This is a genomic window from Arsenophonus endosymbiont of Aleurodicus dispersus (assembly GCF_900343015.1).
In the GTDB taxonomy this organism is placed as follows: Bacteria; Pseudomonadota; Gammaproteobacteria; order Enterobacterales; family Enterobacteriaceae; genus Arsenophonus.
Genome location: NZ_LR025108.1, coordinates 152,683 through 166,534 on the forward strand (window position 1 = coordinate 152,683; position 13,852 = coordinate 166,534).

At 31.0% G+C, this 13,852-nt stretch carries 6 protein-coding genes; 4 read left to right on the plus strand and 2 right to left on the minus strand.

The features are described 5' to 3' along the window. Positions 1-721: 721 nt before the first annotated feature. Together leuS and holA are read left to right on the plus strand one after the other, a co-directional pair. A complete protein-coding gene (leuS, locus tag WBAF_RS00535) occupies positions 722-3,310 on the plus strand; it encodes a leucine--tRNA ligase (RefSeq protein WP_121463152.1) in 2,589 nt (862 codons plus the stop codon). Between the two features lie 395 nt (positions 3,311-3,705). Further along, positions 3,706-4,740 carry a DNA polymerase III subunit delta gene (gene holA / locus WBAF_RS00540; RefSeq protein ID WP_121463153.1) on the plus strand — a complete coding sequence of 345 codons (1,035 nt, stop codon included), beginning with the start codon at positions 3,706-3,708 and terminating at the stop codon, positions 4,738-4,740. Between the two features lie 163 nt (positions 4,741-4,903). Here holA and rplY read toward each other — a convergent pair whose 3' ends face one another. Continuing rightward, the gene (rplY, locus tag WBAF_RS00545) at positions 4,904-5,188 is read right to left on the minus strand and encodes a 50S ribosomal protein L25 (RefSeq protein WP_121463458.1); all 285 of its coding nucleotides are present in this window, start codon (positions 5,186-5,188) and stop codon (positions 4,904-4,906) included. A 1,889-nt stretch (positions 5,189-7,077) separates the two neighbouring features. Between rplY and WBAF_RS00550 the strand changes: the two genes are divergently transcribed. Together WBAF_RS00550 and glnS are read left to right on the plus strand one after the other, a co-directional pair. Continuing rightward, positions 7,078-8,262 carry a Bcr/CflA family multidrug efflux MFS transporter gene (locus tag WBAF_RS00550; RefSeq protein WP_121463154.1) on the plus strand — a complete coding sequence of 395 codons (1,185 nt, stop codon included), beginning with the start codon at positions 7,078-7,080 and terminating at the stop codon, positions 8,260-8,262. A gap of 893 nt (positions 8,263-9,155) precedes the next feature. After that, entirely contained in the window at positions 9,156-10,811 is a 1,656-nt protein-coding gene (gene glnS / locus WBAF_RS00555; protein WP_121463155.1) for a glutamine--tRNA ligase, read from the plus strand. A gap of 831 nt (positions 10,812-11,642) precedes the next feature. On the opposite strand, the gene fldA is transcribed toward glnS, so the two are convergent. Beyond that, positions 11,643-12,176 (minus strand): flavodoxin FldA, encoded by a 534-nt coding sequence (gene fldA, locus WBAF_RS00560; RefSeq protein WP_121463156.1) that lies wholly within the window; start codon positions 12,174-12,176, stop codon positions 11,643-11,645. Positions 12,177-13,852: the final 1,676 nt, after the last annotated feature.

Genomic DNA, 13,852 nt, shown 5'->3' on the forward strand with positions numbered 1-13,852 from the left:
TCTACGAATGTATTTTTTCTTTAAATCAAGTAAAAAAATTATTTATTCTTCATAATTTCACCGTCATCAATAGTTGTTACATGGAGAAAATAGGCTTTGTTTTGCAGCAGTAAAACAAGTAGTACATAAAATAATACTTCCACTATCGGATGATTGATTGTAATACTGACTATAAACTATCCGAAAATAGCGATTCTTGATCTATTACTTGTTCAATAGTTTTTAATTGTTTACAATTGAGCTTAATATTTTGATTATGCGGTAATACCGAAGGCGTACTTGAAAAATTACCCCTAGTAATGTAAATATCTACTCGATAAAAAATATATTAAGAATAATTAAATTATATTAATCACTATGGGCTGAATTTATACTTTATATTTTTGACATTGATATTAATATCGACTTTAATCTAAAATAAAAAATTTTTGCTAAGATCGTACATTAATTTCTGTATCCATTATTGGGTTATAATTAATTATTGCCCAATTGGATAAATAATAATATTTTAATAGACCCTAAAGGGAACTAGAATGACCATATCAAATTATATCACCTTAATATGCACACCATTTGCATTAATAAAATGGCTATAACTTGACTGTTAAATATTTGTCAATAATTTTTGACAAAAATATTTATCTGCTATTCTATTCCAATCTAAAATAAACTATATCATTAGCGGCCAATTCCGCATTATCGCTATAGGAAAATAGGTGTCATGCAAGAACAATATCGCCCAGAAGAGATAGAGCAATACGTACAACGGCATTGGGAAAAAAAACAAACATTTAAAGTAATAGAGGATGATAACAAAGAAAAATACTATTGCCTTTCAATGTTACCTTACCCATCGGGTCGGCTACATATGGGACATGTTCGCAACTATACCATTGGTGATGTTATATCACGTTATCAACGTATGCTAGGCAAAAATGTACTGCAACCTATTGGTTGGGATGCTTTTGGTTTACCGGCGGAAAGTGCAGCAGTAAAGAATAATACCGATCCAGCGAATTGGACTTATACCAATATTGATTACATGAAAAATCAATTTAAAATGCTCGGTATTAGTTATGACTGGAGTAGAGAAATAACAACTTGTACACAAGAATATTATCATTGGGAGCAATGGTTCTTTACTAAGCTTTATGAAAAAGGGTTAGTTTATAAAAAAACAGCTGCCGTTAATTGGTGCCCAAATGATTTAACTGTTATAGCTAACGAGCAAGTCATTGATGGTTACTGCTGGCGTTGCGATACACCTGTAAAACGTAAAGAAATTCCCCAATGGTTCATAAAAATTACTGCTTATGCTGAAGAGCTACTTAATGATTTAGATAAGCTAGATGGCTGGCCAGAACAAGTTAAAACCATGCAGCGTAACTGGATAGGCCGCTCAGAAGGGATTGAAATTACCTTTAACCTAGCAGATAAAGATGAAAAGATAACCGTTTATACTACTCGACCTGATACTTTTATGGGAGTCACTTATCTCGCTATTGCAGCAACTCATCCGTTAGCAAAAATAGCAGCAGAAAAAAATGCTAAACTTAGTGCTTTTATTGATGAATGTTGTAATACCCAAGTTGCGGAAGCTAAAATTGCAACCATGGAGAAAAAAGGGATGGCAACCAATTTCTTCGCAATTCACACGTTTACTAAAGAAAAAATCCCAATTTGGATTGCTAATTTTGTATTAATGGAATATGGTACAGGAGCAGTAATGGCAGTTCCTGGTCATGATCAGCGTGACTGGGAATTTGCAACCAAATATTATTTGCCAATTAAAGCGGTTATTGCTGATAATAAAGGCCAGGTACCAGATCTAAAAGCAAGTTCATTGACTGATAAAAATACGCTAATTAATTCAGGCGAATTTAGTGGTATGGATAACAAAACAGGCACCAATGCGATTGTCGATAAACTAGTTTCACAGGGTTCAGCTAAACGTAAAGTAAATTATCGTCTACGTGACTGGGGAGTTTCTCGACAACGTTATTGGGGAGCACCTATTCCCATGGTAACTATGGAAGACGGCTCTGTGAGGTCAGTGCCAGAAGATCAACTACCAGTCATCTTACCTGAAGATGTAGTAATAAATGGAATATTTAGTCCTATCAAAGCTGATATACAATGGGCAAAGACCAATATAGATGGCCATACAGCATTACGTGAAACCGATACCTTTGATACCTTTATGGAGTCATCATGGTACTATGCTCGTTACACCTGTCCTAATTATCACCAAGGAATGTTAGATCCTGTTGCCGCAAATTATTGGTTGCCTGTTAATCAATATATTGGTGGCATTGAGCATGCAAATATGCATCTATTGTATTTCCGTTTTTTCCACAAATTAATGCGTGATGCAGGATTAGTAAATTCTGATGAGCCAGCTAAACGCCTGTTATGTCAAGGAATGGTATTAACCGATTCCTATTATTATTTAGGGGAAAATGGACAACGAGTGTGGGTATCACCAGTTGATGCAACAGTTGAAAAAGATGAAAAAGGTAAGATTGTTAAAGCAACTGACCAGCATGGACATCAACTTTCATATACTGGGATGAGTAAAATGTCTAAATCAAAAAATAACGGCATCGATCCACAATTAATAGTAAAAAAATATGGGGCAGATACCGTTAGACTATTTATGATGTTTGCCGCTCCGCCTGAACTTACTTTGGAATGGCAAGAATCAAGTGTAGAAGGTGCAAATCGTTTTATTGGTCGTCTCTGGCGCACTGTTTTTAAACATACTAAAAAAGGTAAAACAGCACCATTAGATAGCAGCAATCTTACGCCAGAGCAGAAAACCCTACGGCGTAATCTACATAAAACTATCGCTAAAGTTACTGATGATATTGGTCGCCGTTATACATTTAATACTGCGATTGCAGCGATTATGGAATTCATGAATAAACTAACGCGATCATCAGATAAAAGTGAACAGGATCGGGCGTTAATACAAGAATCTTTAGAGGCTATCGTACTTATGCTGTCACCCATTATTCCCCATACTTGCTTTATTATGTGGAAAGAACTTGGTAATATGACAGATATCGATAATGCGTCGTGGCCAGTTGCTGACGAACAAGCAAAAATAGACGATACTCAATTAGTAATTATTCAAATAAATGGTAAAGTTCGTGGGCGTATTACTGTCGATATTAATGCATCAAAAAATGCTATTTTAGCTATAGCAACACAAGAATATGGTGTGGCAAAATATCTTGAAGGTATGAACATACATAAGGTAATTTATATACCAGGAAAATTGTTAAACCTTGTTGGTAGGATAAATTAATAAGGAGACAATATGAGCGATTTAATTACCTTATGTATGTTCTTAGCCGTGTTGATTATATCTGAATAACTAAAAAAAATAAAATTAATCAGTGGAGACCATTATGACCAGCTGACATATGCTATTAGACAGTAATTATAGCTAAATCATGTCAACTTAATCAATAAAAATCTTCCTCATGTGCCGATTTTAAAATTATTTTGTTCATATGAAAATACCAAACCAGTTACCGTCTATAAAAACGGCAAAAATGCAGAAATAAAATTAAATTTCTGGGGAAGCGCGCAAATTATCTTACCTACCTATAAAGACGCTAAAAACTAATTTTTAAAACAAGAAATATTTGAACAAAAAGAATCAGAGTGGTTCAAAAAATTGCTATCGGTAGCCTATAAATGATCTGTATTTACCCGGAGCAGCTAACTTATCAACTTGCTGATAAGCTGAGAACCTGTTACCTAATCATTGGTAATGAACCACTTTTCTTACAAGAAAGCATGGATAAAATTTGTCAAGTTGCCAAGCAGCAAGGGTTTTATGAACGTTATACCTATTCGCTAGATATAAACACAGAATGGGATTATATTTATCATATTAGTAAATCACTTAGCCTATTTACTAGCCGACAAATCATTATCTTAATATTACCTGAAAGTGGCCCCACAACAGTCATAGCAGAAAATCTGCTTAAGCTAGCTAAATTATTACATCCTGATTTATTACTCATATTATGCGGCAGCAAATTAACTAAAGTACAAAAAAATAGTGCTTGGTACAAAAAAATAGGAAAAGATGGGGTACATATTAATTGTCTGACACCGGAACGATCTAAACTACCTCAATGGGTAACCCAACGAGCAATAGATATGTCTGTTACCTTAGATAAACAAGCTAATAAGCTTCTTTGTTACTGCTATGAAGGTAATTTACTAGCTCTTAACCAAGAGCTTGAACGTTTATCACTATTATATCCTGACGGCAATTTTACTCTACCTCGTGTAAAAGAGGCGATAAATAATGATGTTAATATCACACCGTATCATTGGGTTAATGCGCTACTTGTAGGTAAAATTAAACGCGCCTGGCATCTCTTGAAACAATTACAACGCGAAGATTATGAAGCGGTAATTTTATTACGTATAATTCAACGTGAACTTATATTACTTTTAACAATACAAAATAGTGATAGAGATTTTAAAAATATGTTTGATCAGCATAAAATTTGTCCAGCTCACCGCTCACTCATTAGCTCCGCTCTACAACGCTTATCACTTAGTGAACTACAGCTTGCAATACAGTTAATTACTCATGCCGAATTAAATTTAAAACAAGATTATGGCTACTCAATTTGGCTAAAATTAGAAACTTTATCTATGATATTATGCGGAAAATTTCCCCCAAAGAGTTTTATTAATAACTCAACAAACTAAACAATGGATAATCAGCTCATTACATAATTATGTTGCAATAAAATTTGCATCAACCAAAATATATATTAAATGTGATATAAAAATAATTAATAATAATGAAAAAAATAACCACGCAAAATCAGCGTTATTAATAATTTGCCTGAATAAAAAACGCAATTTTTCGTTATTGAACCAGCAATAAATCAATATGGATAAGTTTGGGCTTAAACGGATGACGCTGCACATCTTGTACTTTAACTTTGTGTTTTTCCCCTTCAACTACCAACGTGAATATTTCATAAAACTCTGGCTTACTTTCCTGGTTGATAACTACATCATGACTTAGTTCAATAGCAATTGGTTCTTTATCGCCACCATATACTATAGCCGGTAATTTGTTATCTTTACGCAGACGATTGCTATTACCCTTACCCCGCTCTTTGCGGATTTCTGCATTAATAGTTAGCATCATTTTTCTCATAACATGAAAAGAATCTGCTATACCCTAGTCACAGATCCAATAATAAAAAATTGTTAGCGCTTGATAAGCAAGCAAATAATATTCTAGCGCAAAAAAAGCTCTACAGCAATAAAAATAACCTAATTTTAGGACATTTATCTTTGTTTAAGCAAAAATAGTGATATAGCAAAGACAAATAGAAATCATGGTATTAATAGAGGTCATAAGCCAAATGATACTTGATAATAAAAAATTTTTTCTCTTATTTGACAAATAAGATGACGTAAAGTTGAAAAAATTGAACTGACATGAGTGACATGAGATAGCTTAGTATTTGCTGTATAATAATTATATATTAACTTTTGTTAGGAAATAATATTAATATGTGGACAATGATATTATTAATCTAGACTAACTATTTCAGTAAAAAATCAAATAAAAATTAGATCTACATAAGGAACTTCAAAACAGGTGGTTAAGACAGAAACATTGACTAAATAGAGAATTTTTTACTTTTAAAAAATATTAATCGTTTTTTGACTAAAGACTGAGGTTTTTTCTGCACAGGTTAATTTTGCTTTGTCATTAGGTAATGATAACGTGTATATTCAATAATTAGCTTAATAAACAAAAATTTATAAATATATCTTATGATAAAAATCAGACCATTTCTTATCGCTTTTTAGCGTATCTTTAAAACATATTTAAAACTGTTTTTGTTAACCTAAAAATACATAAATTAGTATTATTGTGTTGTAATTCATGAATTATTTATTAATATTGACCATCATTATTTAAAATAATGCTATAACAATTATCAATAATTAACAATAAAAATAAGCTATTTTTTTACCACAGATTATACAATAGCAAAAATAATTTTATTTTTTTTTATTAAGTTCTCCGGCATAAATATCAACTTTTAGTCCATAAGACTAGTATTTATTATAGTTCTATTTTACTAATTATTTAACATAGGCTAACTCATAAATGAGCTAATTGGGATTAATAAATAATCCTAATTTTAAATTAAAATAGTTAAAATAAATAACAAGTAAATTGGTAGTTTTGTTAATTCATTAAAATAAAATCTGATATAGTAAGCTATATCTTCTCTAAAAAGTTATTGGTATCATTAATTATGTTATAGTTATTTGCATTACTTATTATCCAGATTGATTTAGAATCTATTATTCTAATAATGCAATATTTTAGCATGATAATATATATGTATTTTAACCATTTAATATAATATAAAATGTAAAATTATGATGCTACTAGATAAGTTTTTATTTCAACAAATAACAATCAAACGTAGATTGGTTAGACGAGAATTATGGGAGGAAAAAATTATGGTTAATAATAAAATTAGATCTTATTTAATTACTCTTAAAATAGTAATTAGTTTTAATAATATGGCAACATATTATTAAAACACAACATTGTTGAATAAACCTAAGGGTAAGTTGTTCGATACGAGATAATATTGACACATACATTTTATCTTTTATTAATGAACACATAAAATTATCTTACTAAAGCATCATTTTTAAAAAAATTATCTTGTCACATTGGCCCCGTCGATTACAACCTAAATAGCAGCTAAGTGTTTAGCAGATATATGGCTTGCAGGTAAGAAATTACCCATTAAGACCATAAAACTAACGATAGTTTCATCAGTTGTACGTTTGCTAATTAGCTAAGGCAGATATAAAAAATTCAAAATAATGGTTGCAGCAGCAGGTAATCACGTTTGTACACTTCATCGTGAGCGAGCTTATTGATAGTATTTACCTTGATCCAGCATTAGTTGCTGGTAAATATAGTTATTTAACAAAAGAAGAAATCAAAACTATTTAAATTATATTTTTACTTTCTAGATTTCGGAGTATATTAGTATGCCACGTCAGAGTTCATCTCATTTCAGCCTAATTATGATATTAGGACTTATATCCATGTTAATGCCATTAGCCATTGATATGTATTTACCTAGTTTGCCATCGATTGCAAAAAGTTTTAATGTTGATACTGATCAAGTTCAGATGACCTTAAATAGCTATATTTTCGGCTTTGCAATAGGACAACTGTTTTATGGTCCGATGGCTGATAGTATAGGCCGTAAGCCAGTGATATTAGGCGGCATGATTATCTTTGCAATTAATTCAGCAATTTGTGCTCTAGCAAGTAATATTGAGCAGTTTATTTTTGTCCGTTTTTCACAAGGGTTATCAGCAGCAGCAAGTGTAGTAATCACTGCTTTGATGAGAGATATGTTTAGTCGTGATGAATTTTCACGTAACATGTCTTTTGTTTTGCTAGTCGTGACGATCGCACCATTATTAGCACCTATTTTAGGTGGTCTGGCGATGATTTTGTTTTCCTGGCATGCTATTTTTTGGATTATTGCCTTAGCTGCAATCATAGGGGCTTTATTAGTTGCTTTCTTTATTCAAGAAACTTTGCCTAAGGAAAAAAGACAAAAATTTCATTTAAGTCATACTATAAAACAACTCTTTACATTGTTTCGCGCTAGAAAAATCTTTTATTATATTCTTGCTAGTGGATTTTCCTTTGCTGGGTTACTTTCATTTATAAATACCGGGCCGTTTGTCTATATTGAATTAAATGCAGTTTCTCCACAGCATTTTGGCTACTATTTTGGCTTAAATATTATTTTTTTATTTTTACTTACCACGCTTAATAGCCGTTATGTACGCTATTTTGGCGCATTAAAAATGTTACACATAGGCTTAACACTACAATTTATTATGGGGATGTGGCTGATCATCAGCACTATATTAGACTTAGGTTTTATTCCCATGATATTCGGGGTTGCTGTTTATGTTGGTAGTATTGCTATGATATCTTCTAATGCAATGTCTGTAATTTTAGATAATTATCCACATATTGCTGGCACAGTTTCATCTTTAGTTGGAACAATACGATTTGGTATCGGTGCGTTTTTTGGTTATTTGCTTTCCTGTTTCAAAACAACAACCGCTTGGTCGATGGTAGGATTTATGGGATTATGCGTTTGTCTTGCAATGGGATTTATTTTATTAGCAAATTACAGTAAAAATTAATGTGATTAGGTACTTGAGTGAAAAAATAATAATAGGTTAATTAACTTAATTATAATAACAATTTCTATTAATCCATGAATGTCATATCAACCATTTGACTGTTAATCTATTTACCAGTAAAAACCATTACTTATAAGGTGTTTAAATATGGTGTAATATTTTTATTAATAGCTTTTGTTATATCATTTTTGTATAAAAGCCGCACGGGGTTTTAGGTTCATTAGGAGCTCATCATCGAGTCTGATGATAAATAAACCGGATAAATTCAAGCTAGACTACTAAACCTCAACATGAGTATTGCACTAACAGTGGTGAACATAGATTTTTTATATAATGTATAATATCACTGTAGCAGTAATTATAGCTTTGTATGGGTGCATCAGACTTAATTAGTTGAAGTAAACGTAATATACCAATAATTATTATAAATTGAGCATAAATTATTGCTGAAGCAATAAAAAAGATTAACGCAAGAGAAGTTATTGCACCTTAAAATTAGGTATTAGTGCCTGTATCAGGCACAATTGTAAAAAATTTTGCTACCAATCATGCTTTCTGCATAGATACGAATGAAAGTATTAAAGTGATTGTTTACATGGATAATCCTGTGACGTTAAAGTGGTAGCGATATGAAAGTTGAAAAATAGTGATCTAAAATTAGATCTTCATTACTTGTATGGCATGATAACTCAATGATAAATCAAATTATTATCAGTTGATGATTATCAGGGTATGTTTTGTTATTATGATTTGATATCATCACCGTAGAATTAATAATAAATAAAAAAAGTAATAGTTATGAACTTCTAGTTTTTCTTTATTATTTTTTACTAATTAAATAAAGACTATTAATATATGTTAATAACAGGTTGTTTCTAATTCGGATAGAGTAGATGATAAAGGCAGATACTAGACCAAAAAATTTTATTCGCCAGATTATTGATGAAGATTTGGCTACAGGTAAACATACTCATGTATATACCCGTTTTCCACCAGAACCTAATGGTTATTTACATCTTGGTCATGCGAAATCAATCTGTCTAAATTTTGGCATTGCAGAAGATTATCAGGGTAAATGCAATTTACGGTTTGATGATACTAATCCAGTTAAAGAAAATGTTGAATATATTAATTCTATTCAAGAAGATGTAAAGTGGTTAGGCTTTAATTGGACTGGTAACGTTAAATATTCGTCAGATTATTTTGATGAACTTTATCAATATGCTATTGAGCTAATTAATAAAGGCATAGCTTATGTTGATGAATTAAGTCCTGATGCCATTCATGAATATCGAGGAACTTTAAAGCAACTAGGTAAAAATAGTCCATATCGTGACCGCAGTATTGAGCAGAATTTGCAGCTATTTGACAAGATGCTTGCTGGTGGATTTGAAGAAGGTCATGCCTGTCTTCGTGCTAAAATCGATATGTCATCCCCTTTTATTGTTATGCGCGATCCGGTTTTATACCGGATAAAATATGCTGAACATCACCAATCAGGTAATAAATGGTGTATTTATCCAATGTATGACTTTACCCATTGTATTTCGGACGCATTAGAGGGAATTACTCATTCACTTTGTACCATGGAATTTCAAGATAATCGTAGATTATATGATTGGATACTAGATAATATTAACATTGATTGTCATCCAAGTCAGTATGAATTTTCACGTATAAATCTTGCCTATACAGTGATGTCAAAACGTAAACTAAACCAGTTAGTAGCAGAAAATAAAGTTGAAACATGGGATGATCCCAGAATGCCAACTATTTCAGGTTTACGTCGTCGTGGTTATACAGCGGCGTCGATTCGTGAATTTTGTCGCCGTATTGGTGTAACTAAGCAAGATAGTACTATTGAAATGGCAGTATTAGAATCTTGTATTCGTAATGATCTAAATGAAAATGCACCACGAGCAATGGCTGTATTAGATCCTATAAAGTTAGTAATTGAAAATATGACCAATGATGAGCAAATGCTGACGATGTATAATCACCCTAATAAACCTAAGATGGGCACTCGTCAAGTGCCATTTAGTCGTGAGCTTTATATTGATCGAGCTGATTTTAGTGAAGATGCTAATCGGCAATATAAGCGCTTAGTTTTAGGTAAAAAAGTGCGGTTACGGAATGCTTATATTGTTATAGCTAATAGGGTTTATAAAGATGCAGAAGGTAAAATTATCACTATTTATTGTACTTATGATGCCGATACTTTAAATCAAGATCCAGCCAAGAAAGTTAAAGGAGTTATCCATTGGGTAAGCGCATTACATGGTCTACCAGCCGAGATACGGTTATATGATCGCTTATTTACTGTGCCTAATCCTACAGCAGAAGAGGATTTTTTAGCTAACATAAATTCTAATTCTTTGGTAATTTATCATGGGGTTGTAGAACCAAGTTTAATTAACGCTCAACCAGGAAACGCTTATCAGTTTGAACGCCATGGTTATTTTTGCGCCGACAGTCATGATCATTCTACTCAAAAAATGGTATTTAATCGTACTGTAGAATTAAAAGATAGTTGGGCAAAAATATGCTAAAAAGCATGTTTTTATAGCTACACTGTTTTATTAACAGAATAAATATAATTTTTATTCATTGATTTACCGTTGATGAAAAAAAAGATAACCATACTTTCACAAATTATTAAACTAATTAATTAGCAATTAACAAGGCATATTATACCATGAAACAGCAACGAATATCCCTAATGGTAATTTTACCTATAGATTAAAAAGTATTAATAATCGTATTATATCCACACAAAAAATACCATTAAAATATGGGCATATTTATCAGTAAGTAGTCAAGTTTACTAATAGATTAAGTAAACAGTGAGCTACATTAGTATAATGTTTTTTTTGCTAATTTTATTTATAAATGTAACTTAACAAATTTAGAAGTAACCAACTGGGTAATTGATCCCATGATTAGTATGAAACTTTATCCACAATATGATTTATTAGAAGATAGTTATATCTAGATTGGTCGCTTATATTTTCCAGGTTACATCAGAAATTAAGATAATACTTGGTGATGTTGTTGTGTAAATTTTAAAAATGATTGAACTACTGTAAAATTATAGTGAGTAACAATAAATACTAGCGGCATCATAAATCAGAATTGATTTATAACACGATAAACTACTTAGAGGCCAATTCCTAAGTGAAGATACTCTGGCTCCTGTAAGAAGTGTTGCTTTAAATACTGCATTATTTAATTCTTTATTTTGGGCGGTCATATGGACCAGAAATTGTTGCATTAGCAGTTACTAATATCAAAATATTGCCAATAGTATTAACTAATTTGACAATTATACATATATCATTACACAATTTGCATGAATTATCATGTAAAAAAAATATTGATATCTATCTATTGATGATAGATGGCAAATTCATCTCTTCAGAGATTTGTTTTATCCATCTTTCTACCCGCTCAGAGGTTATTTCCGGTTGCCTGTCTTCATCAATTGCAAGACCAATAAAGTTAGCATCATCAGCTAGTCCTTTTGATGCTTCAAAGTGGTAACCTACTGTTGGCCAGTGGCCAACTATAATAGCACCGTTAGGCTCAATAATATCTTTCATAATACCCATGGCATCACAGAAATATTCTGCATAATCTTCTTGATCACCACAACCAAAAATAGCTACAATCTTATTGGTAAAATCAATTTCTTCTAATGAAGAAAAAAAATCTTCCCAATCACTCTGTGCTTCACCATAATACCAGGTAGGAATACCGAATAGTAAAATCTCAAATGCTTCAATATCCTCTTTACTGCTTTTAGCAATATCATGAATTTCAGCAATATCAGCGCCGCCAAGCATTTCTTGGATCATTTTGGCAATATTTTCTGTATTACCCGTATCACTACCGAAGAAGATACCTATGATTGACATAAAGTAAATAAACCTCTTAATTTTCATTTAAGTTGTGATTGAATCTTATCATTACTAACAGTAGTAATAGGAAAGATAATCAAGATTGATTAATAAATAACTAAATGACCATCATTTTCACGAAAATAACTACATAATTATGTTAATTATGTGTTTTTCAGGCAAAATAAACCGGTGAATTAAAATTCATCGGTTTTTATTTACTAATTTTTTCAGTAATATATGTTTTATAAATTCACTAATATTTAATTATTCATATTAAATATTGATGTAAATGTATTAGTTAATTAAAACAATTATACCCTAGCAAGATAACTATCGCTCCTATTAGATAAAATCTACCATTTTGATAAAGCAAACTATTAGTTAATAAGTAAAATTTAAAATAATAATTAAAACCATAAAATGTAATCACACTACTCTCGTTATTTTAAAGCGTTAATTTTTGCCATTATTTATTGATACCACAGTTGAGTATAAAATCAATTTAACTTGAGTAGATTATTATATCTACCGAACTACAACTCTTGCCATTTATTAATCATAAAAAATTTATCAGCATGACGAATAGTCGCAATAGAAAATACTAATAACAGTTAGACAAACAGATAAATAGAAGCTGCGTATTATTAATAATACGCAGCTTCTGAGTATTAATCTAGTACATAAGTGTCCTCATCAAAAATTAAAATGCATAGTCAAGTAATGCTATATATTGACATTGTTCTCCTGATAAATTAATACCTATCTCTGCTAACTGTGTATTGAACCCATGAAGAAGTTGTTGAATAAAATCCAGCGCGCTAGCTATTTATGATACCGATAAATTATCAAGTTTTAATTAACAAGGATAGGTTCTTAAATACTGCTGAAATATCGCTATGCATAAATAAATCTGATATGATTAAATTAAATATTAACATGCTATATTAACTAATTATTTCTAAATAAATTTGGCAGATAGATTCATAAAAAATATCACCAACACGTTTAAGTGCGATAAGTGTATAAAATATATTGCTATACTTGAGCTATAAATAGGATATGTTAGTTAACATATACGCTATAAATATAGTCCTCCAGAACTAAGTTTACCTTGATTGATAGCTTTCTCCACGCTAATAGAATAGCGGTAGTTATTTTATTAACCAGTATAATGGACTGGTTATAACACTGCTTTTTGCACCTAAAAACTTTTTTATAATTGGTAACTTAAAATTATTTGTCAGAATTGTAAAAACATATCCTTAGTTACGATAACTGGTTTAATACCAGTTATTGATTTAGAAAAGTGGTATTATCTGGTTAAGCTTAATACTATTTTTATCCTTATTGACGAATTATAAGTTCAACTAATAACTAAAAGATAAAATAGATAACAAATGAACCAAACTAGCTAGCTGAGCTATGCGCTGTAGTTGAATAACACAACAGTGAAGATAGATAATGACAAAAAACATATCAATAACCCGCATGAATGTTGAGCTAGTCATGAATTTAATAATTAAGCAATTTCATAAAATATGTCAATAATTTACCCCAGTTTGTTCCTGTTTAAAATAAACTAGCGACATTACTAACAAATAACGATATAATAAACTGGATAATTCCGCTATAGTCTATGAAGAGTTTTATTATAAATAAAACTCTAAATAAGTTCAGTTTATTACTAATGA